This window comes from Micromonospora sp. NPDC005553 (genome assembly GCF_042871765.1).
GTDB lineage: Bacteria > Actinomycetota > Actinomycetes > Mycobacteriales > Micromonosporaceae > Micromonospora.
In genome coordinates this window covers 74,046-95,563 of the sequence record NZ_JBIAJD010000007.1, presented here as the reverse complement: position 1 = coordinate 95,563, position 21,518 = coordinate 74,046, and the positions used below count along the sequence as shown (strand labels likewise).

The 21,518-nt window shown below is 72.0% G+C and carries 20 protein-coding genes; 11 read left to right on the top strand and 9 right to left on the bottom strand.

The features are described from left to right. Window positions 1–215: 215 nt before the first annotated feature. Window positions 216–1,214: a TerC family protein gene (locus ACFYPG_RS27155; protein WP_355010263.1), complete on the top strand. Its 999-nt coding sequence runs from the start codon at window positions 216–218 to the stop codon at window positions 1,212–1,214. Window positions 1,215–1,484: 270 nt separating this feature from the next. Here ACFYPG_RS27155 and ACFYPG_RS27150 read toward each other — a convergent pair whose 3' ends face one another. Both ACFYPG_RS27150 and ACFYPG_RS27145 read right to left on the bottom strand, forming a co-directional pair. Continuing rightward, window positions 1,485–2,408, bottom strand: a complete 924-nt coding sequence (locus tag ACFYPG_RS27150; protein ID WP_387354288.1) for an NlpC/P60 family protein — start codon at window positions 2,406–2,408, stop codon at window positions 1,485–1,487. Window positions 2,409–2,467: 59 nt separating this feature from the next. Beyond that, window positions 2,468–3,565, bottom strand: a complete 1,098-nt coding sequence (locus tag ACFYPG_RS27145) for a mandelate racemase/muconate lactonizing enzyme family protein (RefSeq protein WP_387354287.1) — start codon at window positions 3,563–3,565, stop codon at window positions 2,468–2,470. A 44-nt stretch (window positions 3,566–3,609) separates the two neighbouring features. Here ACFYPG_RS27145 and ACFYPG_RS27140 point away from each other — a divergent pair, with 44 nt between their 5' ends. After that, window positions 3,610–4,407 (top strand): tyrosine-protein phosphatase, encoded by a 798-nt coding sequence (locus tag ACFYPG_RS27140; RefSeq protein ID WP_387354286.1) that lies wholly within the window; start codon window positions 3,610–3,612, stop codon window positions 4,405–4,407. Here the strand turns inward: ACFYPG_RS27140 and ACFYPG_RS27135 are convergent. The 3 genes from ACFYPG_RS27135 to typA all read right to left on the bottom strand — a co-directional run bounded on the left by ACFYPG_RS27135 (window position 4,376) and on the right by typA (window position 7,986). Next, a complete protein-coding gene (locus ACFYPG_RS27135) occupies window positions 4,376–5,077 on the bottom strand; it encodes a lysoplasmalogenase (protein WP_355010232.1) in 702 nt (233 codons plus the stop codon). The genes ACFYPG_RS27140 and ACFYPG_RS27135 overlap by 32 nt on opposite strands. Before the next feature lie 75 nt (window positions 5,078–5,152). Next, entirely contained in the window at window positions 5,153–6,004 is an 852-nt protein-coding gene (locus ACFYPG_RS27130) for a serine hydrolase (RefSeq protein WP_355010231.1), read from the bottom strand. A gap of 113 nt (window positions 6,005–6,117) precedes the next feature. Next, window positions 6,118–7,986 carry a translational GTPase TypA gene (gene typA / locus ACFYPG_RS27125; RefSeq protein WP_387354285.1) on the bottom strand — a complete coding sequence of 623 codons (1,869 nt, stop codon included), beginning with the start codon at window positions 7,984–7,986 and terminating at the stop codon, window positions 6,118–6,120. A 133-nt stretch (window positions 7,987–8,119) separates the two neighbouring features. Between typA and ACFYPG_RS27120 the strand changes: the two genes are divergently transcribed. Together ACFYPG_RS27120 and ACFYPG_RS27115 are read left to right on the top strand one after the other, a co-directional pair. Continuing rightward, on the top strand, window positions 8,120–9,541 hold the full coding sequence (locus tag ACFYPG_RS27120; protein ID WP_355010229.1) for a DedA family protein: 1,422 nt from the start codon (window positions 8,120–8,122) through the stop codon (window positions 9,539–9,541). Window positions 9,542–9,575: 34 nt separating this feature from the next. After that, window positions 9,576–10,451 (top strand): transglycosylase SLT domain-containing protein, encoded by an 876-nt coding sequence (locus ACFYPG_RS27115; RefSeq protein ID WP_387354284.1) that lies wholly within the window; start codon window positions 9,576–9,578, stop codon window positions 10,449–10,451. Between the two features lie 46 nt (window positions 10,452–10,497). Here ACFYPG_RS27115 and ACFYPG_RS27110 read toward each other — a convergent pair whose 3' ends face one another. Then, window positions 10,498–12,627: an MMPL family transporter gene (locus tag ACFYPG_RS27110; RefSeq protein ID WP_387354283.1), complete on the bottom strand. Its 2,130-nt coding sequence runs from the start codon at window positions 12,625–12,627 to the stop codon at window positions 10,498–10,500. A 124-nt stretch (window positions 12,628–12,751) separates the two neighbouring features. On the opposite strand from ACFYPG_RS27110, the gene ACFYPG_RS27105 reads away from it, so the two are divergent. From ACFYPG_RS27105 to ACFYPG_RS27085, 5 genes are all read left to right on the top strand, one after another. After that, window positions 12,752–13,267 carry a MarR family winged helix-turn-helix transcriptional regulator gene (locus ACFYPG_RS27105; RefSeq protein WP_387354282.1) on the top strand — a complete coding sequence of 172 codons (516 nt, stop codon included), beginning with the start codon at window positions 12,752–12,754 and terminating at the stop codon, window positions 13,265–13,267. 3 nt (window positions 13,268–13,270) lie between these two features. After that, window positions 13,271–14,947 (top strand): CocE/NonD family hydrolase, encoded by a 1,677-nt coding sequence (locus ACFYPG_RS27100; RefSeq protein ID WP_387354281.1) that lies wholly within the window; start codon window positions 13,271–13,273, stop codon window positions 14,945–14,947. A gap of 158 nt (window positions 14,948–15,105) precedes the next feature. Next, entirely contained in the window at window positions 15,106–15,981 is an 876-nt protein-coding gene (locus ACFYPG_RS27095) for a hypothetical protein (RefSeq protein WP_387354280.1), read from the top strand. Between the two features lie 107 nt (window positions 15,982–16,088). Further along, entirely contained in the window at window positions 16,089–16,664 is a 576-nt protein-coding gene (locus ACFYPG_RS27090) for a helix-turn-helix domain-containing protein (protein WP_355010223.1), read from the top strand. Beyond that, complete coding sequence (locus tag ACFYPG_RS27085) at window positions 16,661–17,941, top strand: MFS transporter (RefSeq protein ID WP_387354279.1); 1,281 nt, start codon at window positions 16,661–16,663, stop codon at window positions 17,939–17,941. Before ACFYPG_RS27090 ends, ACFYPG_RS27085 begins: the two co-directional genes overlap by 4 nt. 48 nt (window positions 17,942–17,989) lie before the next feature. Here ACFYPG_RS27085 and ACFYPG_RS27080 read toward each other — a convergent pair whose 3' ends face one another. Then, on the bottom strand, window positions 17,990–18,193 hold the full coding sequence (locus ACFYPG_RS27080) for a cold-shock protein (protein WP_007462771.1): 204 nt from the start codon (window positions 18,191–18,193) through the stop codon (window positions 17,990–17,992). 181 nt (window positions 18,194–18,374) lie between these two features. Here ACFYPG_RS27080 and ACFYPG_RS27075 point away from each other — a divergent pair, with 181 nt between their 5' ends. Beyond that, window positions 18,375–19,070, top strand: coding sequence for a 50S ribosomal protein L11 methyltransferase (locus tag ACFYPG_RS27075; RefSeq protein WP_355010221.1), 696 nt, complete (start codon window positions 18,375–18,377; stop codon window positions 19,068–19,070). 101 nt (window positions 19,071–19,171) lie between these two features. Next, complete coding sequence (locus ACFYPG_RS27070) at window positions 19,172–19,780, top strand: VTT domain-containing protein (protein ID WP_357230442.1); 609 nt, start codon at window positions 19,172–19,174, stop codon at window positions 19,778–19,780. Window positions 19,781–20,047: 267 nt separating this feature from the next. Here ACFYPG_RS27070 and ACFYPG_RS27065 read toward each other — a convergent pair whose 3' ends face one another. Both ACFYPG_RS27065 and ACFYPG_RS27060 read right to left on the bottom strand, forming a co-directional pair. Beyond that, on the bottom strand, window positions 20,048–20,701 hold the full coding sequence (locus ACFYPG_RS27065) for an MBL fold metallo-hydrolase (RefSeq protein WP_387354278.1): 654 nt from the start codon (window positions 20,699–20,701) through the stop codon (window positions 20,048–20,050). A gap of 7 nt (window positions 20,702–20,708) precedes the next feature. Next, window positions 20,709–21,425: a maleylpyruvate isomerase family mycothiol-dependent enzyme gene (locus ACFYPG_RS27060; protein WP_387354277.1), complete on the bottom strand. Its 717-nt coding sequence runs from the start codon at window positions 21,423–21,425 to the stop codon at window positions 20,709–20,711. Between the last annotated feature and the right edge of the window lie 93 nt (window positions 21,426–21,518).

Sequence of the window (21,518 nt, the reverse complement as noted above, 5' to 3'; positions counted from 1 at the left end):
GGTCATTGAGGAGGGGAGTATTCCCCCGCAACGGAGTCGTCAGCACGGTCGATCGCCGGAACCACGGCGCCCGACCCGGCCCCGTAGGTCGCCGCCCCCCGGGGCGACGGCGGAAGAGACCTCCGACAGTCACCAGAGTGAGCGACAGCGGCACGCCGGCTCCCGCAGGGGCGTACGGTGTGCCCGACGCCGCGTGTCTGCCGGAGGAATGAACGTTGGACGTGTCCGGATTGGTGTGGGCGGGGACGCTTGTCGCACTGACTGCGGTCCTGCTCGTCGACCTGTTGATCATCGGTCGGCGCCCGCACGAGCCGAGTGTGCGGGAGTCGAGCCTCTGGGTCGCCTTCTACGTCGGCCTCGCCCTGCTCTTCGGTGTGGGTGTCTGGCTGACCTCGGGGGCCAGCGCGGCCGGCCAGTTCTACACCGGCTGGCTCACCGAGTACAGCCTCTCGGTGGACAACCTCTTCGTCTTCGTGATCATCATGGCGCGCTTCGGGGTGCCTCGGCAGTACCAGCAGAAGGTGCTGCTCGTCGGCATCGTGCTGGCGCTGGTGATGCGCGGCGGGTTCATCGCCGCGGGTGCGGCGCTGATCACGCAGTTCTCCTGGGTCTTCTACATCTTCGGCGCGTTCCTGATCTACACCGCGGTGAACCTGGCCCGGCAGGGTGAGCCGGACGAGGACGAGTTCTCCGAGAACCTGCTGATCCGGTGGAGCCGCAAGGCGTTGCCGATCTCGAAGGACTACGACGGCGCGAAGCTGACCACCCAGGTGGCCGGCAAGCGGCTGTTCACCCCGATGCTGATCGTGATGATCGCGATCGGCACCACCGACCTGATCTTCGCGTTGGACTCGATCCCAGCGATCTTCGGCATCACCCAGGAGCCGTACCTGGTCTTCACCGCGAACGTCTTCGCGCTGATGGGCCTCAGGCAGCTCTACTTCCTGCTCGGTGGCCTGCTGGACCGGCTGATCTACCTGAGCTACGGCCTGGCCGTCGTGCTCGGGTTCATCGGGGTCAAGCTGGTGCTGGAGGCACTGGCCGACAACAACCTGCCGTTCATCAACGGTGGCGAGCACGTCGGCTGGGCGCCGCACATCCCGATCTGGTTGTCGCTGCTGGTCATCATCGGCACCCTGGGCATCGCCACCGCCGCCAGCCTGGTGAAGTCCTCCCGGGACCGGCGTCGCGAGTTGGCCGAGGCCCGACGCTGACCGGACACCGGCCGGGTGCGGACAGGCACCCGGCCGGTGTCGGAAGTGCCGACCGGCCTGCGCCGGGCCCAGCCGCCTGGACTCCGGCGTCGACAGAGACCCGCCCTAAGGCCTGTTTCATAAGAACTGGCCGCCCTGCGGCGGGCCCGGACGACGACCGGCGGCGTTGCGGTTGCGTCCGGATACGACACCGGTATCCGGACGCAACCGCGCCTTGCCGGATCGCCGCCCGGACTCCGCCTCGGCTCGACCGCCCTTATGAAACAGGCCTTAGACCCGGTGCGCGCCCACCAGTGTGGCGGTCCGGTCTGCCGGCAGTTCCTCTTCGATGACCCGCCGCCGCCGGTAGCAGGCGTGCAGCATCCGGCGCTGGCCACCGTCGCAGGGGGCGGCGGTGACGATGCCGATGTGGTGGATCTTGCGGCCCGGTCGGGCGAAGAAGTAGAGATCGCCGGGGCGTTCCGCGCCCAACGACAGTGGGGTGGTGGCCACGGCCTGATCGTCGGCGTCGCGGGGCAGCAGCACCCCGAACCGCCGCCAGGCCAGATGCACCAGCCCCGAGCAGTCGATGCCGTGCGCGGAGAGACCGCCCCAGATGTAGACCACGTCCAGCAGGCGCTGTGCCACCGCGAGCGCCTGCGCGGCGGCTGGCGACGCGACCGCCGACGACACCAGGTGACGGTCGGGCAGCCAGAGCGGGGCGGCCCGACCGGGAACGTGCACCGGCCGCCAGTCGTCGAGCGCTGGGCCGGCCGGGACGAGCCGGGTGCCGACGACGACGCCGGGCAGCACCACCGGCCCGTTCGGGGCGGCGTGCAGCCCGGTGACCGTGGCGTCCACCACCAGCGGGTGGTCGATGCCGGTGTGGGTCGGGTCGAGAACGGCCAACTGCTCGGCGGGAAGCCAACCCGGGTAGCCGCGGGGATCCAGCTTGGCGGCTGGTTGTTCGACGGCGACGACCCGGGCCCAGCCGTCCGGGCGTAGCTCACTGACGAGGACCCGTTCGCCGAGCAGGAGTTGGCTCAGCACGCAGTCGCCGACCTGCTGGTCGGTGTCCATCCCGGAGACCCAGGTCGGGATGTCGGCGCGTGCGGTCAGCGCCGGACGGTCGACCGCGCGGACGGCCTCGGGGGAGGTCCACAGCGTCGCCACGGCGACCCGGACGACGGCCTCGCGGCCCGGTTGCAGCTCCACGTCAACCCCCAGATCGTGTCGGCTGTCCAGGGAAACCCTATGAAAGAAACCGACGGCCATCAACCATGGGCCTGCACTTTTGCTTCAGCGAGGCCGGAGATGCCCAGGCCAGGGGCATCCGGCAGCACCACCGTCGCCCCGTCGTAGCGAATGCCGCCCTGCACCGGTGACCAGGCCAGCCACCAGGCGGCGTCCAGGTCGGAGACCGCTGTGGTGCCGTACGCGGCGACCAGGCTCGCGGCCGCTCCGATGCCGACCTGGCTCTCCATCATCGAGCCGACCACAGTGCCGAGGCCGTGCGCGGAGGCCAGGTCGAGGAGGGTGCGGGCCGGGTGCAGTCCACCGCACTTGGCCAGTTTGACGTTGACCAGGTCGGCGGCCCGGCGGCGGATCACCTCCACCAGGTCACGCACCCCGAAGACCGCCTCGTCGGCCAGGATCGGCACGGACACCCGGTCGCTGACCCAGGCCAGCCCGTCCAGGTCCCAGCGGGCCACCGGCTGCTCGACCAACTCCACGTCGAGCCCGGCGTCCTCGATGCCGCGGATCACCCGGACCGCCTCCCGGGGCGTCCAGCCCTGGTTGGCGTCCAGCCGGATCCGGGTGCCGGGGCCGACGGCCGCCCGTACCGCGCGTACCCGGTCCAGGTCAGTGGCCGCGTCGGTGCCGACCTTCAACTTGAGCACGCCGAAGCCGTCGGCCTGCCGCTGCCGTGCCGCGGACGCCAGGTCCACAGCGTCGCCCGCCGCCAGCGTGACGTCCGTCGGAACCCGCAGCGTGGTGCCCCCGAGCAACCGCACCAGGGGTACGCCCAGTCGCCGCGCGGCGAGGTCGTGCAGGGCGACGTCCACCGCCGCCTTCGCGGCCTCGTTGTCGACCACGGCGCGCTGCACCTCGGCGCACCGGGTCACCAGGTCGTCCGGGTCACGGCCGATCAGCCGTGGGCCGAGCAGCTCGCGGACGCACGCCTGCGCGCCGGCGACCGACGCGCCGGTGACCTGCCAGACCTGCGGCGCCTCACCGAAGCCGGACCGGCCGTCGCTGTCGACGAGTTCGACGACCAGAGTGTCCACTGTGGTGGTGCGACGTAGCGCGGTGACGAACGGGGTGTGTAAGGGAGCGGAAACCCGGTGGGTGCGTACCGCCGAGATCGTCATGTCAGGCACCCTATACGGAGGTTCACCTTCGGAGGGGAGACCGCATGACCGGGCAGGGCTGGGAGCTGGTGGGTGCGCCGAACGCGCGTGACCTGGGTGGGCTCGTCGGCGCGGGCGGGCGGAGGGTCCGGGTCGGCCAGTTGATCCGCACTCCGGCGCTGGGTCGGCTGACCGACGAGGACCTGCCGGTCCTGGCGAAGCTGGGGCCCGCGTGCGTGGTGGATCTGCGTGACGCCTCGGAGATCGCGGTCGCGCCGGAGGACCGCTTCGCCGGTGAGCCACGGGTGGTGCGCCTGCCGGTGCACGACGCGGAGCACCCCGTCTTCACGTACGTCTCGGCGGTGCTGCTCGGACACGACCTGAACGCGTACGCCGAGCTGGCCCGGCAGGGCACGGCGGGGGCGATGGAGGCGATCTACCGCTGGTTCGTCACCGGTGAGTCGGCGCGGGTCGGTTTCGCCGAGGCGGTGCGGCTGGCGTCCCGCCCGGAGAATCTGCCGCTGCTCTACCACTGCTCCGCCGGCAAGGACCGCACCGGTTGGCTGACCGTCATCCTGTTGACGGCGCTCGGGGTGGACGAGGCGGCCGTTCGCGCCGACTACCTGCGCAACAACGAGCTGACCGACAGCCTGCGGGCGGTGATCGTCGAGGCGATGCGTCGGCGGAATCCCGAGTTGGACGTCGACGCGGTGGTGCCGGTGCTGGAGGTCCGCGCCGAGTATCTCGACGCCGGTTACGCCGAGGTGCGGCGGGTGCACGGCTCGTTCGACGCGTACCTGCGCGACGGGCTGGGGCTCACCGACTCCGACCTCAGGGCGTTGCGGGCGCAGTTGCTGGAGTGACCGGCGCGTCGGTGGGTGTGCCGGTGCGGGCGGCGCAGCCGGTGACGATCAGTGCCTGGCCGGCGGCGTAGGTCGCCATGACCAGCACCGGCGCGCCGGGTGGTTGGGCCACCTCGGCCACCCCGGCGGCGATCAGCAGGTCGGAGCCGAGGAAGAGCGCCGCGCCGACACCGACCCGCCAGCCCTGGGTGGCGGCGGTGCTGGCCATGGCGGCCAGCGCGATCGCGTAACCGGCCACCGGTACGGCCAGCCCGGCATCGGAGAGCCCCGCCCACATCCAGGTCAGCGCGATGACGGTCAGCGCCGCGTACCCCAGGGGAACGGCGACCAGCGGCGTGCGGCGCAGCGCGGTCGCGGCGCCGCGTCGGGTGAAGGCCGCGAGGTAGCAGAGGTGCGTGCCGAGGAAGCAGGCCATGCCGGCGAGGAACCAGCCGGTGCCGTCGATCATCAGGGCGATGTCGCCGCCGGTGGCGAAGGCCAGCGCGGCGAGCAGCAGCCGGTCCGGTCGGGCCGCGCGTTCGGCGCTGACCCGCCAGAGGTACGCGGCCAGCAGCGGCATCAGCAGCGGCTTGGTGAGCAGGAAGGCCAGGCCGCCGCCGGTGGCGTTGGCCAGCAGGTTCGCGGCCGTCACGACGAGGAAGGCGATCAGCACGGTGCGACTGCGGGGCATCGGCGGCTCCGGGGTGGGGGTGCGAGCAGCGTAGCCGTAGTCGGCGGTGCTGGCATCGCCGCCGAGGCTGTCGGGTCAGAGGTGGTGGCGGGCGGCCCAGACCTGCGCCGAGATGTGCGCGAGCAGCAGGCAGGCGTCGTCCTCCACCTGGTCGTCGCCGCCGGCCAGGTCGGTGGTGGTGCAGACGGCGATCAGGTATGGCGGGGCGTCGTCGGGCAGCACCACGCCGGCGGCGTGGCGGACGCCGCGTACCCAACCGTTCTTGTGCGCGATGCGGGTGCCAGTGGGCAGGCCGGCGGCGAGGTCCTCGCGGTGTTCCTGGGCGAGCAGGACGTCCAGCATGGCGGTGCAGGCCGCCGGTGAGGCGAGTGGGCCGGGGGTGTCGGCCCCGGTGGCCAGTGCGCCGAGCAGGGCGGCCAGGTCGGCGGCGGTGACCGTGTTGGTGATGCCGGCCTCGCGGGCGGCGAAGTCCTCGATGCCGCGGCCGGTGACGCTGTTGCGGGCACCGGCGAGCGCCCAGACCTCGGCGACCGCGGGCAGCCCGACGTGGCCGAGGACGAGGTTGGTGGCGAGGTTGCTGGAGCGCACGATCATGCGGTCGGCCAGCCAGCGCAGCGTCGCGGTGCCGCCGATGCGGTCCCAGACCGCGTCGTCGTTGTCGTAGGGCTGCGCGTTGGCGAAGCGGGGTGCGCCGGGCTGGGCGGAGTCGAAGTCGTTGACGACCGGGACCGGGGCGTCCAGGTCCAGGGTGCCGGCCTCGGCGGCGCGGTGCAGCGCGGCGAGCACCGCCACCTTCATGGTGCTCGCGGCGTAGTGGCCGGCGTCCGCGTGGCGGGTCCAGGTCGGCGGCGCGTCGAGGCGCCCCACGTACGCGGAGACGGTGCCGGGCACCCCGTCCAGGTGGGCGTCGAGATCATCCCAGGTCATGCCGGTGACCGTAGCGGATCAAGCGGGGGTGGGCTCGCGTACCCGTCGGGGGAAAGACGACGGGCGCGCCGGCCGCAAGCGGCCGACGCGCCCGGTGTCGGGTGCTGGTGAGATCAGCCGGCGTGCTTGCGGCGGGCGGTGGCCCGGCCCCGCAGCTGCTGGTCGAGCACCACCTTGCGGATGCGCACCGTGGCCGGGGTGACCTCGACGCACTCGTCCTCGCGGCAGAACTCCAGCGCCTGCTCCAGGGTGAGCTTGCGCGGCGGGACCAGCTTCTCGGTCTCGTCGGAGGTCGACTGCCGCATGTTGGTGAGCTTCTTCTCCTTGGTGATGTTGACGTCCATGTCGTCGGAGCGGGAGTTCTCCCCGACGATCATGCCCTCGTACACCTCGGTGGTCGGCTCGACGAAGAGCTGACCGCGCTCCTGCAGGTTGGTCATCGCGAAGGCGGTGACCGCGCCGGCCCGGTCGGCGACCAGCGAGCCGTTGTTACGGGTACGCAGCTCGCCGAACCACGGCTCGTAGGACTCGAAGACGTGGTGCAGGATGCCGGTGCCCCGGGTGTCGGTGAGGAACTCGGTGCGGAAGCCGATCAGGCCACGCGCCGGCACCAGCCACTCCATCCGGATCCAGCCGGTGCCATGGTTGACCAGCTGCTCCATCCGGCCCTTGCGGGTAGCGAGGAGCTGGGTGATCGCGCCCAGGTATTCCTCCGGGGCGTCGATGGTCAGCCGCTCGACCGGCTCGCAGGTCTTGCCGTCGATCACCCGGGTGACCACCTGCGGCTTGCCGACGGTCAGCTCGTAGCTCTCCCGGCGCATCTGCTCGACCAGGATGGCCAGCGCCAGCTCACCGCGGCCCTGCACCTCCCAGGCGTCCGGCCGCTCGGTGGGCAGGACCCGCAGGGACACGTTGCCGATCAGCTCCTTGTCGAGCCGGTCCTTGACCATCCGCGCGGTGACCTTGGCGCCCTTGACCCGGCCGACCAGCGGCGAGGTGTTGGTGCCGATGGTCATCGAGATGGCCGGCTCGTCGACGGTGATCAGCGGCAGCGCGACCGGGTTCTCGACGTCGGCGAGGGTCTCACCGATCATGATCTCCGGGATGCCGGCGACGGCGATGATGTCGCCCGGGCCGGCGGTCTCGGCCGACGTGCGCTCCAGGCCCTCGGTCATCAGCATCTCGGAGATGCGGACCCGCTGGGTGCTGCCGTCGGTGCGGCACCAGGCCACCGTCTGACCCTTGTTGATGGTGCCCTGGCGGACCCGGCACAGCGCGAGCCGGCCGAGGAACGGCGAGGCGTCCAGGTTGGTGACGTGCGCCTGCAACGGCGCGCCGTCCTCGTACGAGGGTGCCGGGATGGTGTCCAGCAGGGTGCGGAACAGCGGCTCCAGGGAGGTGCTGTCGTCGGGCACCGAGCCGTCGGCGGGCTGGGTCAGCGAGGCGACGCCGTCGCGGGCGCAGGCGTAGACGATCGGGAAGTCGATCTGCTCCTCGTCGGCGTCCAGGTCGAGGAAGAGCTCGTAGGTGTCGTCCACGACCTCCTTGATCCGGGCGTCCGGACGGTCCACCTTGTTGATCACCAGGATGATCGGCATCCGGGCCCGCAGCGCCTTGCGCAGCACGAAACGGGTCTGCGGCAGCGGGCCCTCACTGGCGTCGACGAGCAGCACCACACCGTCGACCATGGTCAGGCCGCGCTCCACCTCGCCACCGAAGTCGGCGTGGCCGGGGGTGTCGATGATGTTGATGGTGACCGGGTCGGAGCCGTCCGCCGGCAGGTACCGCACACCGGTGTTCTTGGCCAGGATCGTGATGCCTTTTTCCCGCTCCAGGTCACCGGAGTCCATCACCCGCTCGGTGTTCTCGCCGCGTGCGCCGTACGCGCCGGCCTGCCGCAACATGGCGTCGACCAGGGTGGTCTTGCCGTGGTCGACGTGAGCGATGATGGCGACGTTGCGGAGGTCGGTGCGAAGCTGCATACCCTCTATCCTTCCGCCTGCGCTCGCGCAGGCTGCGTCGGGGTCACCCCCAGGTGCCCCTGATCTATGGTGAAACCGCTGTGCCGGTGGTTCCCCCGGCTGGCATGCTGGCTCCCGTGTCCTGGGGGCCTGAGTGCACGACCTGCTGACCTGGGTGCAGGGTCTGCCCACCCTGTGGATCTACCTGGTCGCCGCGCTGATCGTGGCGGGCGAGACCGCGGTGATCTTCGGCCTGCTCGTGCCGGGTGAGGCTACCCTGCTGCTCGTCGGCTTCCTCACCTACAACGGTACCTTGCGGCTCGGGCCGGCGTTGCTGGCGATGATCGTCGCGGCGGTCCTCGGCGATGGGCTGGCCTTTCGGGCCGGACGGCGGTACGGCTCCCGGCTGCGCGCCGGGCTGGGTCACCGGGTCGGGCCGCAGCGGTGGGCCCGCGCCGACGCCATGCTGGCCCGCCTGGGCGGGCGGGGGGTGTTCGCCGCCCGATGGGTGGCTTTCGCCCGGACCCTGGTGCCCCGGCTGGCCGGTGCGGCCGGTATGCCGTACCGGCGGTTCGCCCTCTGGAACCTGGCCGGGGTGGTGACCTGGGTGGGCGGCTCGGTGCTGCTCGGTCACCTCGCCGGTGAGTCGTACGACACCGTCTCCCGGCTTCTGGGCCGGGCCACCGGGGTGGCGTTCCTGCTGCTGGCCGGCCTGGTGGGTGTGGTGCTCGTGGGTCGGTGGCTCGGCCGCAACCCCGACCCGGCGCGCGCGCTGCTGTCCCGGGCCGGCGCGCTGCCCCCGGTGCGGTGGCTCACCGCCCGCTACGGGGTGCTGTTCTTCCTGGTGGCCATGCGGATCGGCCCGGCCTGGACGCTGCTGCTCAATCTGGCCGCCGGGTTGCTGCTCCTGTTCGCCGCCGGGCTCGCCATCGCCGGTCTGCTCGCGCTGGCGGTCCGCAACAGTGGTCTGGCCGCGCTGGACGGCGCCGTCGCGGGGTGGTTCGCGGCTCGGCGCACCCCGGACGCCGCCGACGCCACACTGGTCCTGGTGTCGGTGGTACGCGGGTCGGTGCTGATCCTGTTGGTGGCGCTGGTGGCGGCGGTGCTGGCGTGGCGCAACCGACCCTGGCGGGCGGATCTGCTCAGCGTGGTCGGTACGGCGGGCGCGTTCGTGCCGCTGGTGGTGCTGGCCGTGGTGGCCGAACTGACCGGCCCGCACGGGACCGCCCCGGGCGGCGGTGAGGTGGCTGCGCTCTCCACCCAGAGCGCCGTGGTCGCGGCGAGTTTCTGCACCCTGGCGTGGCTGGTGTCGCGCAGCGCCCGCTGGCCGGTGGCGGTGGCTGCCTGGACCGCCGCCGCGGCGGGGGTGCTCGGGATCGGCGGCGCGCGGCTCTATCTCGGGCTGGAGACGGCGAGCGGGACGGCCGCGGCGGTGCTGCTCGGGGTGCTCTGGACCGTGGTGTTCATGGTCGCCTGGGCGACCCGCGACCGGGCGGTTGGCAAGGGTCAGCCACCGGTGGACCAGGCCCCCCGGCGGCCGTCGCAGGGGCAACGCCGCCCGGTCGAACCTTGTTAGGGTGCGGCGACAATCACACGGGGGAGGCATCGGCATGGTTCGACGCACCGATCGGCTGGGCGCCGCAGTGCTCGCCGGGCTTCTGCTGGCGGGCGCGCTCGTCGGCTGCGCCGCCAAGGGGGAGAGCCCATCGGGCGTGGCCGCGCCGGTCGCCATCACCGACGGGCCGACCGATGCCCCGTCCGACGAGGTCGACGGGGAGCCGAGCCCGTCGGTGAGCGCCGTGGAGTCGATGGGTTCCGCGCCGAGTCGGAGCGCTACCCCGAAGCCGAAGACGACGAAGAAGGCGACCCGGGCGGCACCGAAGCCGCGCCCGGTGCCGAAGCCGCCCACCGAGACCGAGGTTCCACCGGCGCCGCCGAAGCCGGCGCCGAGTTCCTGCAAGCCGACCTACAAGGGCAGCCAGGCGAGCCGGTCCGAGGTGAAGGCGGCGCTGACCGACGCGGCGAGCCGTACCTACTGGCCGGTGTCGGCACCGGACATCAAGATCCCGCTCAACCTGCTCAAGGCCACCGCGTGGCAGGAGAGCGGCTGGCAGTCCAACATCTACGCCTGCGACGGTGGGGTCGGGCTGTTGCAGGTGATGCCGGACACCGCGACGTGGATGAACCAGCGGTTCGAGAAGAGCTACAAGATCGACGCGTACCAGGACAACGCCTACCTCGGCGCCACCTACCTGGCCTGGGCGACGAAGTACATCGGCGACATGTACTTCGAGTCCGACTTCCGGCTCGACCCGGCACTGTGCACCAGCGAGCTGAATTCCTGCCTGCTCAACGCCGTCATCGCCGCGTACAACTTCGGGCACGGTGCGGTGGCTCAGGAGGGGAAGCCGCTGACCATCCCCAACCCGTCGTACGTGCGCAACGTGCGGGCACTGATGAACGAGTGCGTCTGCCTGGCGTACTGACCCTCGTCGGGGCCGTGGCGGATTCGCCGCGGCCCCGACGGGTCGGTCAGTCGTGTGTGGCGACCGGCTCGGGCGAGCGCGGGGTGGCCCCCTGCACCGGGTCGGGCGTGATGCGGCCGGGCCACCAGAAGCGGTCGCCGAGCAGGAACGCCAGCGCCGGCACCAGGACCGTACGGACCAGCAGGGTGTCGAGCAGCACACCGATGCAGACGATGATCCCGATCTGGGTCAGGGTGATCAGCGGCAGCACACCGAGCACGGCGAAGACCGCGGCCAGCAGCACTCCGGCGCTGGTGATCACACCGCCGGTCACCCGCAGGGCGGACAGCATCCCGGCGCGGGTGCCGGCGCTGCGGGCGTCCTCCCGGGCCCGGGTGACCAGGAAGATGTTGTAGTCCACCCCGAGCGCCACCAGGAACACGAAGGCGAGCAGCAGCACACCGCTGTCCAGCGCCGGGAAACCCAGCACGTGGTCGAAGAGCAGCCAGGCCGCGCCGAGGCTGGCGAAGTACGAGGCGATCACGGTGAGCACCAGCAGCAGCGGCGCGAGCAGACCGCGCAGCAGCAGCACGAGCACACCGCCGACCAGCAGCAGGATAATCGGCAGGATGAGCCGCAGGTCCCGGTCGTTGGCCTCGTCGGAGTCGTACGTGGCGGCCACGGAGCCACCGACGATCGCCCCGGACGGGGCGTCGGCACCGGCGGCGGCCGGCGGCGCTGAGTCGGGAACGGCGGCGACCGCCGCGCGCAGCGCCTCGATCGCGCGGTCCGAGGCGGTGGTGCCGGGTTCGGCGTCGAGGACCACGTCGACCTGGGCGACGGCCGCGCCGGCGTCGCCGGGGCGTGCCGAGGCGACACCGGGTACCGCTGTGGCGGCGTCGGTGACCGCCCGCACCGCCGCCGGGGTGGTGATCACGGCGACGGGCTGGGTGCTGCCGGCGGGGAAGGCCCTGGCCAGGGTCTGTGCGCCGGTCACCGCCTCGGGCTCGGCCCGGAACTGTTCGGTCTCGGACAGGCCGGTCCGGATGCCGAGCCCACCCAGCGCCAGGCCGCCGAGCAGCACAGTGGCCAGCGTCGCGACCACCACCGGGCGGCGTTGCACGGCGGCGCCGAGTCGACCCCAGAGCCGACCCTCACGTACCGGGCCGCCGACCCGGGGCACGAACGGCCAGAACAGGCCGCGACCGAAGAGCACCAGCACGGCGGGGAGCACGAACAGGGCCGAGAGCATGGCGAAGACCACACCGGTGGCGCAGGCCACGGCCAGTGCCCGGTTGGTTTCCTGCTCGCTGAGCAGCAGGGTGAGCACGCCGAGCACGACGGTGCCGCCGCTGGCGAGGATCGGCTCCGCGGTGCGGCGCAACGCGGCGCGCATCGCCGCGAACCGGTCCTCCTCGCGGCGCAGCTCCTCCCGGTAGCGGGCGATGAGCAGCAGCGCGTAGTCGGTGGCGGCGCCGAAGACCAGCACGCTGGCGATGCCGGTGACCTGACCCTGCTGGAGGTTGATGCCGACACCCGGCACGATGACGTCCACCGCGCGCAGGGTGAGCTGCTCGGTGGCGGCGACCACGACCAGCGGCACGATCCACAGGAACGGGCTGCGGTAGGTGATCAGCAGCAGCAGCGCGACCACGGCGGCGGTCACCACGAGCAGGGTGACGTCGGCGCCGTCGAACACCGAGGAGAGGTCGGCGGTGAACGCCGGGGAGCCGGTCACCTCGGCGGTCAGCCCGTCGGGCAGGTCCGCGAGGGTGGCGCGCAGCTGGGTCACCGCGTCGGTGACGACCTCCTGCCCGCCGGCGGTGTCCAGCGGCACGGCGACCAGGGCCACCGCGCCGTCCGGGGAGACCTGGGCGGGGCTGACCTGCCCACCCACCGCGAAGCGGCGCAGACCGTCGGCGCGAGCGCCGACGGTCGCCCGGTCGGCTTCGCTCAGCGCGCCGCCGTCACCGCGACTGATCACCACGATGGCCGGCTGCACGTCGCTGGAGGGCAGCTGATCCTGCAGGCGTTGCACCTGGGTCGACTGCCACTGCACGGACAGGCCGGTGGCGGAGACCGGTGCCGGGTTGTCCGGCTGGGGTGTCCCGAAGACGGCAGCGCCCACGACGATCGCGGCGGCCACTGTGAGCCAGGCGGCCAGCCGGCCACGAGCGACTCTGGTGAACACAGACATCAGATGACCTCAAGGTCTTTCGGAAGTCGAGTATCTTGATAGCCGAGATTATCCGGGGCTGTTCTATGCTGCAACCCGGGGGATCAACGACGGGAAGAAGCGGCGCGAGGTGGCGACTCACGGCATGTACCGACGGCGCGACACGCGCCGCGAGCAGCTGGCCGCGGAGATCACCAACAACCTCCGGCGGTACGCGGCGGACGCCCAGCAGGTCGGCCACGCCTTCGCCAACCTGCACGGCCTCAACCCGACCGACCTGCAGGCGTTGATCGCGGTGATGGACGCCGAGCTGCTCGGTGACCCGATCACCCCGGGCCGTCTCGGCGAGCAGCTGAACCTCTCCTCCGGCTCGGTCACGGCCCTGATCGACAGGCTGGAACGGGCCGGGCACATCCGCCGCGACCGGGACACCGTCGACCGGCGCAAGGTGCTGCTGCACTACGCCGACCAGGGTGCCACGCTGGCCATGGAGTTCTTCCGGCCGCTGGGCGCCCGTACCGACACGGTGATGGCCCGCTTCAGCGAGGACGAGCTGGAGGTGGTGCACCGGTTCATGGAGGAGATGAGCGAGTCGCTGCGCGGGCACCGCGACGCGGTGCGCGCCACCCGGCCGGAGTCACCCCGCCGCCCGACGGGCTGACCGGTGCCGCACCTCGTCACCCGCCTCGCCAGCGCCGCGCTGCGCCTAACCCCGACCCGCCCCGGCCCGGTGCGGGTCAGCCGTGACCTCGCGGTGCGGGCCCGCGACGGCGTGGTGCTGCGCACCGACCACTACGCCCCGGCCGTCCGCGGTGCGCCGACCGTGCTGATCCGCACCCCCTACGGGCGGGGTGGGCCGCTGCGGCTGCTCGGTCGGCTGCTCGCCGCCCGGGGTCGACATGCGGTGATCCAGTCGTGCCGGGGCACCGGCGGCTCCGGTGGAACGTTCGCCCCGCTGGTGCACGAGCGCGACGACGGCGCGGACACGCTGGACTGGCTGCGTCGCCAGCCCTGGTGGTCCGGGCAACTCGGCATGTTCGGGGTCAGCTACCAGGGCTTCGCCCAGTGGGCCCTGGCCGCCGACGCCGACGAGGAGCTGCGCGCCATGGTCGCGGTGGTGACCGCCTCGGCCACCCGCGACTCGACGTACGCGGGGGAGTCCTTCGCCCTGGACACCGTGCTGACCTGGGCGGAGCTGCTGCACGCGCAGACCGTGCCGTGGCTGGCCCGGCAGTGGGAACTCAAGCGCGGGCAACCCCGGCTGGCCGCCGCACTGGAGCACCTCCCGCTGGCCGAGGCCGACCGGGTGGCCACCGGCGTGACCATCCCGTTCTTCCAGGAGTGGCTACGCCACCACACACCGCAGGCCGCGTACTGGCGGACCCGGGTCTTCGCCGACCAGGTCGCGAAGGTGCGGGCGCCGGTGGTCATGGTCACCGGTTGGCACGACATCTTCCTGCCCGCCCAGCTCGACGACCACGCCGTGCTGCGCGCCGCCGGCACACCGCCGCGCCTGGTCATCGGCCCATGGACGCACGGCAGCCCTGGACTGTTCGTGGGCGCGCTGCGCGAGGGGTTGGCCTGGCTCGACGAGCATTTGCCGGCCACCACTCGATCGCGCGGCCCGGCGGGACCAGCCCGGCCGCCCGTGCGCATCCACGTCGGCGGTGCCGGCGGCGGCTGGCGGGACCTGCCGGACTGGCCACCCCCGGCGGTCCAGACCGCCTGGCACCTGCAACCCGGTGGCGCGCTGGCGGCACGCCCACCTGTCGTGTCGACACCGGACGCGCTCCGCTACGACCCCGCCGACCCCACCCCGTCGCTCGGTGGTCCACTGCTCGTCGCCCAACGGGCCGGCCCGGTCGACAACCGGCGTGTCGAGGCCCGCCCCGACGTACTGACCTACACCAGCGCCCCGCTGGCCGCGCCGGTCGAGGTGATCGGCCCGGTCCGCGCCGAGATCCACCTGCGCAGCGATCTGCCCTACCTGGACGTGTTCGTTCGTCTGTGCGACGTGGACCGCCGGGGTCGCTCGTGGAACGTGTGCGACGGTCTGGTGCGGGTCACGCCCGAGCGCTTCCCGGCCGACCCTTCCGGGGCGCTGCGGATTCCGGTGCCGCTCTGGCCGACCGCGTACCGCTTCGCCGCCGGGCACCGACTGCTGGTGCAGGTCTCCGGCGGCGCCCATCCACGGTGGGCGCGCAACCCCGGCACCGGAGAGCCGCTCGGCACGGCGGTGACGCTGCGTGCCGGTTGGCGGCAGGTTCTGCACGACCCGGCGCACCCCTCGGCGCTGCTGCTGCCGATCGTCCACTCTGCCCCGCACCAACCTCCAATCTGAACAGACCCCTCCTGAGCTGGGCGTTTACCGAAAATGCGGGCTATGGTGGAGTCAACGCCCGGCGCCGTGCACCAGTAGGCCGGGCTCGCCCGAAGCCCAGCACCGCGTACGCGGTGTGACGTCGTGCCCGGTCCCCGCCTCTCGGAAAGGGGGACCCCATGACCCGGGCCCCGGCTAACCTTCTGGCCGTCCGAAGTCTGCTCCTCACTCACCTCGACAACGCTCCCGGGCCCGACGACCTGGATCCGGGCGAGGTCGGCATCGTCGGCGACAGCGCCCACCGGGGCGGCTACCACTGCGGATCGGACCGGGTGGTCCCCAACGACTACTCGGTGGTCGAGTCGCCTCGGGACCGGGCCGGGCTGACCCTCGACGCGGCGGCACTGGACGTCGGACAGTTCGATGTCCGTTCCGGTGGCCGATCGAACACCCTGCCCAGCTTCTCGGTCTGGTGCGTGGCGCAGTGCGCCGCGAACGCGGCCGACACCCGGGACATCCGGGAGATCATCTACAGCCCCGACGGCAGCACTGTGAAGCGGTGGGATCGCCTCGGCAAGCGCACCACCGGCGACAGCTCACACCGTTGGCACACCCACTTCAGCTTCTTTCGCGACGCCATCAAGGCGGGCCGCGACCAGCGGCCCCTGTTCCGCCGCTACCTCAGTTCCATCGGACTCCTGGAGGACGACGACATGACCCCCGAAGAGCACAACTGGCTGGCCACCGTCCACAAGAACCTCACCGTCCTGGACGGCCGCAACCCGATCGGGCAGATCTACACCCGGATGGCGATGGGTGAGGACGCCACCGTTCCGAACTTCAGGTCGGCCCACCCGACCCTGAAGTCGCTCGGTTTGCAGGTCACCGCCCTGCAGGCCGCACTGACGGAGTTGTCCAACCGGGACTTCACCGACGAGGAGGCGATCATCCAGGGCGTGCTGGCCGGGCTGACCCCGGAGGAGATCGCTGCCGCGATCCCGCCCACGATCGCCAAGCAGGTGGCCGACGAGTTGGCCCGCCGGCTCGTCGCCTGAGCGAGGGGCGGTTCGTAGCCGCCGGGCCGCCCCTCTTGACGCAATCCGCAACGACTGTTGGGCAATAAGTGTTGCGCAACAGTTGTTGCGGATGTCAGGCTGTCGACATGAACAGCCCCGACGTACGCCAGATCACCGACTCCCGGGTGCTGGCCGCCATGTCCCACCCGCTGCGCCGCCGGCTGATGGACGTGTTCAAGGTCCACGGGCCCTCCACCGTCGGGCTGCTCGCCGAGCGCACCGACCAGGCCCCCGCGAACGTCAGCCACCACCTCAAGGTCCTCGCCGCCGCCGACCTGGTCGCCGAGGCGCCCGAACTGGCCCGGGACCGGCGCGAGCGGTGGTGGCGCCTGGTGACCAGGGGGCTGCGCTGGTCCAACGCCGACTTCGACGCCGACCCGGCCTCCCGCGCGGTCGCCGACGCCGCCACCTCGCTCAACCTCGACCGGCACGTCGCGCTGGCCCGGGCCTGGCACGCCGCCGACGAGGCCGAGCAGGCATCCTGGCGCGACGCCGCGTTCTCCACCGATCACTGGCTGCGCCTCACGCCCGAGGAACTGGCCGAGCTGAGCCGCGAGATGATCGGCATCCTCTCGCGCTGGGCCAACCGGGACCTGCCCGACGACGACGCCGAGCGCCGACCGGTCTTCGTGTTCGTCCACGGCGTGCCGGCGCGACCGTGACCGCCGCCACCCGCAGCAACCCGACCCCCGTGCGCCATGCCGGCGGGCTGCTGCGGCACCGCGACTTCCGGCTGCTCTGGACCGGCCAGACGGTCAGCAGCATCGGCAGCAACGTCACCACCGTCGCGCTTCCGCTGGTCGCGGTCGCCGTCCTGGACGCCGGCACCTTCCAGGTGGCGGTGCTCACCGCCGCGGCCTGGCTGCCTTGGCTGCTGATCGGCCTGCCGGCTGGCGCGTGGGTGGACCGGCTGCCCCGCCGACCCGTGATGGTTGCGTGCGACCTGTTCCGCGCGCTGCTCTTCCTCAGCGTGCCGCTCGCCGCCGCGCTCGACCGGCTCACCGTCTGGCACCTGCTCCTGGTGGCGCTCAGCGCCGGCGTCGCCCGTGTCTTCTTCGAAACAGCCGACCAGGTGTACCTGCCGGTGCTGCTGCGACCCGAGCAACTGCCGGAGGGCAACGCGAAGCTGCACGCCGCCCAGACGGCGAGCTATGTCGTCGGTCCCGGCGTCGCAGGTCTGATCGCCCAGCTCATCGGTGCGGTCACCGCTCTGCTGCTGGACGCGATCAGCTTCCTGGTCTCCGCTGTGTGCCTGCTGCGGATCCGCACCGTCGAACCGCGCGTTCGCCGAGTGGACCAGTCCCGGTCACTGCGCCGCGACATCGCCGAGGGGCTGCGCTTCGTCGCCCGAGACCCGTACCTGCGGGTGCTGACGGTCTTCGGCGCGGCCAGCAACATCGGCCTGACCGGTTACCAGGCCGTCCTGGTGGTCTTCCTGGTACGTGAGTTGCGTCTCGAACCGGGCCTGGTGGGTGGGCTCGTCGGTGTGATGAGCGCCGGCGGGATCATCGGCGCGCTGCTCGCCACCACTGTGGCCCGGCGCTGCGGCACCGCACGGGCAGTGCTGATCGCGGCGGCGCTCACCGGCCCGCCCGCGCTGCTCATCCCGCTCGCCGCACCCGGCGTCGGGCTGGCCTGGCCAGCCCTCGGCGGCCTGCTGATCGGCCTCGGGGTGGCCATCGGCAACGTGGTCAAGGGTGCCTTCCGGCAGACCTACACGCCGCACCACCTGCTGGGCCGAGTGACGGTGAGCATGCATCTGCTCAACTACGGCACGATCCCGCTGGCGGCCGTGCTGGCCGGTGCCATCGGCGCACGTTACGGCGTCGAGACGGCAATTGTCGTGATGACCGCCTGGCTGGCGCTCACCCCGTTGATTCTGTTGGTAGGGCCAATCCGGAGGCGGCGGGACCTGCCCGCCGCCCCGGCGGCGTCTTGAGTGCGCTGCGACGGCGGCCGGAGACCGGCCGCCGTCACCGGCACGGAGCTACATCGGGCGGACGTTGTCCGCCTGCGGACCCTTCTGCCCCTGGGTCACCTCGAACTCGACCTTCTGGCCCTCGTTGAGCTCCCGGTAGCCGCTCGAAGCGATGGCGGAGTAGTGGACGAACACGTCCGGCCCTCCACCGTCCTGCTCGATGAAGCCGAAGCCCTTTTCCGAGTTGAACCACTTAACCGTGCCGGTTGCCATGCATCTCTCCCTGTTCAAAGCGGCTGACCCTCGGCCTCTGGCCGATGATCGCCCGTACCTGTTCGACAGTAACGGGCAAAACCCCGATCCGCTGGCCGAAGTGCCGTAGGTATTTAACTGAACTCGGGTGAACTCCGCGCGGCGGCATGTGAAACCCGCCCCGACCAACCGCCGCTGCGGCATGCTTGCGCCGATGAGAGATGCCGCAGTCGACGCGCTGACCGAGCTGGAACGCGAGATCCACGCGCCCGGTGCGGGTCTGGACCGGCTCCGGTTGATGCCCACCCCGTTCGTCCCCGAGGTGCGGCTGCACCTGGCCGAGGACGCGATCGTCTGGTGGGCCCGGATGGAGGCCGCCGCCGGACATGCGCTGCCGGCGCCGTACTGGGCGTCCGCCTGGGCCGGGGGACAGGCCCTGGCCCGCCACCTCCTGGACCACCCGGAGCTGGCCGCCGGTCGCCGGGTGCTCGACCTCGCCGCCGGGTCCGGGCTGGTAGCCATCGCCGCCGCGCTCGCCGGCGCCGCGGAGGTGATCGCCAACGACATCGACCCGTACGCCGTCGCCGCCGTCACCCTCAACGCGCGGGCCAACCACGTCTCCGTCGACGCGACCGGGGACGACCTGCTCGACAGCACCGAAGCGAAGGTCGACCTGGTCGTCGCCGGAGACGTCTTCTACGACCGCGCGATGGCCGACCGGATGCTGCCCTTCCTGCAGCGGGCCGCCGCCGCAGGTGCCGACGTGCTGGTCGGCGACCCCGGCCGCGGGCACCTGCCGACGGACCGCCTGACCGTGCTGGCCGACTACCCGGTACCCACCACCGAACCGTCGGTCGACTCGTCGCTACGCCACGTGCAGGTGCTGCGCCCCGACTGAGGCGCACCCCCGACTCAGGGGCGACCCCGAGGCGGATACCAGGGGTCACTGAGGGCTACGACCGGATGTCCGAAGTGGCGCCACGGCCATAGCGTCGACGTATGACGCAATGGCTGGCCCAGATCGGAGAACTACCGGTTCTGCTGCTGATGGGCGCGCTCGGGCTCGTCATGCTCTTCGACGCCGTACCCCTGCTGGGTGTCCTGGTCCCCGGCGACGTCGCGATCCTCGCCGCCGTCGGCGTCGGCCGCCCGAGCACCGGGCTGGCCACCTTCACCGCGGTGCTGATCGGTTGCCTGGCCGGCTGGTCACTGAGCTTCCTGGTCGGCCGTCGCTACTCCGACCGACTGCGCGACAGCCGCATCGGTGGCTGGATCGGCGAGGCCCGCTGGACAGCGGCCGAAGGAATCCTGCGTCGCGGCGGCGGCCGGATGATGGTTGTCGCACCGTTCCTGCCGGTCTTCAACGCGTTGCTGCCACTGGCCGCCGGCGGGCTGCGGATGTCGTACCGCCGATTTCTCGGCTGCGCGACGATCGGCGCCGCCGCCTGGGCCGGTCTCTACCTCGCCCTGGGCACCGCGTCGCGGTCGGTGGCCGCGCTGCTGCCGGGCGACCCCAGCCCTCTGCTGGTCACGATGGGGGTCGGGCTGGTGCTTGCCTCCGTCGCGTTGCTGGGGGCGCGGCGGCGGTTGTTCGCCGTCGTTGGCTGAGTCTGTCTTTGTTCTGGGGGTGCTGGGGCCGGGTTGCGGTGGGTGAGGGGCTCGCGCCGTGCCTGGTTCGGGAGCCGGGTTGCGGTGGGTGGGGCGGGGGCCCGCCGTGCCCGGCTCCGGGCGGTCAGGCTTGATCCCTGCGCCGGGCACGGCGGGCCCCCGCCCCCGTCGTGGTTCCGGGTCGTGCGGGGGTGCCGCCGCCGTCGTCGGGTTTCTGGATCTTGGTGGTTCTCGGTCAGCGGTTGGTGACCCTGGTTGGGTGGTGGGTTACCAGCCTCTGGCTTTCCACTGGGGGAGGGCGGGGCGCTCGGCGCCCAGGGTGCTGTCCTTGCCATGGCCCGGGTAGAACCAGGTGTCGTCCGGGAGTTGGTCGAACAGCTTGTGCTCGACGTCACCGATCAGCGCCGCGAAGCGCTCCGGGTCCTTGTCGGTGTTGCCCACCCCGCCGGGGAAGAGGCTGTCGCCGGTGAAGAGGTGCGGGGTGCCGGACGGGTCGCGGTAGAGCAGCGCGATCGAACCCGGGGTGTGCCCCTTGATGTGGATGACCTCCAACGCGCAGTCGCCGACCGCCACGGTGTCGCCGTCGGCCAGCCGCTCCGCCTCGATCGGCAGCCCCGACGCGTCATCGGCGTGCACCAACGTCCGGGCGCCGGTCTTGGCGACGACCTCCTCCAGCGCCACCCAGTGGTCCATGTGCTGGTGGGTCGTCACCACTGCGGTGAGCCCACCGTCACCGATCAGCTCGAGCAGCCGGGGCGCCTCGTTCGCGGCGTCGATGAGCACCTGATCACCGGTGCCCGTGCAGCGCAGCAGGTAGGCGTTGTTGTCCATCGGACCCACCGACAGCTTGCTGATGGTCAGCCCGTCCAGCTCCCGAACCGCCGGTGGGCCGCCGTGCGTGACGTCTCCGCTGTATGTCATGACGTTTCTATATCCATTCCGGTGGAGTAGGCAGGGGACCGTCAGGGGTGACGGAGAGCAGGGTGCCGTCGGCGCGGCCGATCAGCCAGGCGGCGAGGTCGGGGGCGGGGCCGGCGACGACCGGTGCGCTCACGCGTTCCCCGATCACCACCTCGTGCTCACTGCCGTCGAGGCGCAGCACCATCGACGGCGGTGTCGGCCCCATGGCGTGATGACTGGCCGCCTCCCGCAGCAGTCGGTGGGCGAACGTCTCCGACCAGTCCGCGGCCCGGTAGTCGGCGGCCAGATCGAGGTGGTGCACCTCGATCTCCCGCAGTCGACCCCATACCAGCAGCGCCGCCGGCCAGGGACCCTTACGCGCCTGCACCGTCGCCGCCCAGGCGTCGGCCGGCATCGCCGCGACCGCCTCGGCGAACAGGTCCGCGGTGCGTCGCAGGTCGTCCAGGTGCGCGGCCGGTGGCCGGCTCGAACCGGCTTCGATGTCGGCGGTGCGGGCGTCCAGCGAGGCGTACATCGGCAGCGCCGCCCCGGTGCGGGCCGCGGTGAGCAGGTTGACGAAACCGTCGGCGTTGCGCGCCACATGCGCCAGGACGTGGCCACGCGTCCAGCCCGGCAGCAGCGACGCGGCGGCCAGGTCCGCGGCGTCGAAAGAAGCGGCGGTACGCAGTAGTCGCCTGGTGGCCGCGTCCACCTCGCCCATCAGCAACAGCGGATCCGTGGTCACCCGTCGACCCTAGCGGTCCGCCGTCGCGCCGTCGCCGGGGAAATCGCTTTCGGCGCGTCGGCGCGCGACCTACCGTCAGCGGCAGACGCGGCA

What these genes read in the sequence shown, in the direction of transcription:
- ACFYPG_RS27140 (WP_387354286.1), top strand. Translation starts at nt 3,610, where the DNA reads ATGACCGGGCAGGGCTGGGAGCTGGTGGGTGCGCCGAACGCGCGTGAC.
- ACFYPG_RS27130 (WP_355010231.1), bottom strand. Translation starts at nt 6,004, where the DNA reads ATGACCTGGGATGATCTCGACGCCCACCTGGACGGGGTGCCCGGCACC.
- ACFYPG_RS27090 (WP_355010223.1), top strand. Translation starts at nt 16,089, where the DNA reads ATGAACAGCCCCGACGTACGCCAGATCACCGACTCCCGGGTGCTGGCC.
- typA (WP_387354285.1), bottom strand. Translation starts at nt 7,986, where the DNA reads ATGCAGCTTCGCACCGACCTCCGCAACGTCGCCATCATCGCTCACGTC.
- ACFYPG_RS27115 (WP_387354284.1), top strand. Translation starts at nt 9,576, where the DNA reads ATGGTTCGACGCACCGATCGGCTGGGCGCCGCAGTGCTCGCCGGGCTT.
- ACFYPG_RS27110 (WP_387354283.1), bottom strand. Translation starts at nt 12,627, where the DNA reads ATGTCTGTGTTCACCAGAGTCGCTCGTGGCCGGCTGGCCGCCTGGCTC.
- ACFYPG_RS27070 (WP_357230442.1), top strand. Translation starts at nt 19,172, where the DNA reads ATGACGCAATGGCTGGCCCAGATCGGAGAACTACCGGTTCTGCTGCTG.
- ACFYPG_RS27080 (WP_007462771.1), bottom strand. Translation starts at nt 18,193, where the DNA reads ATGGCAACCGGCACGGTTAAGTGGTTCAACTCGGAAAAGGGCTTCGGC.
- ACFYPG_RS27145 (WP_387354287.1), bottom strand. Translation starts at nt 3,565, where the DNA reads ATGACGATCTCGGCGGTACGCACCCACCGGGTTTCCGCTCCCTTACAC.
- ACFYPG_RS27135 (WP_355010232.1), bottom strand. Translation starts at nt 5,077, where the DNA reads ATGCCCCGCAGTCGCACCGTGCTGATCGCCTTCCTCGTCGTGACGGCC.
- ACFYPG_RS27065 (WP_387354278.1), bottom strand. Translation starts at nt 20,701, where the DNA reads ATGACATACAGCGGAGACGTCACGCACGGCGGCCCACCGGCGGTTCGG.
- ACFYPG_RS27095 (WP_387354280.1), top strand. Translation starts at nt 15,106, where the DNA reads ATGACCCGGGCCCCGGCTAACCTTCTGGCCGTCCGAAGTCTGCTCCTC.
- ACFYPG_RS27105 (WP_387354282.1), top strand. Translation starts at nt 12,752, where the DNA reads ATGTACCGACGGCGCGACACGCGCCGCGAGCAGCTGGCCGCGGAGATC.
- ACFYPG_RS27075 (WP_355010221.1), top strand. Translation starts at nt 18,375, where the DNA reads ATGCTTGCGCCGATGAGAGATGCCGCAGTCGACGCGCTGACCGAGCTG.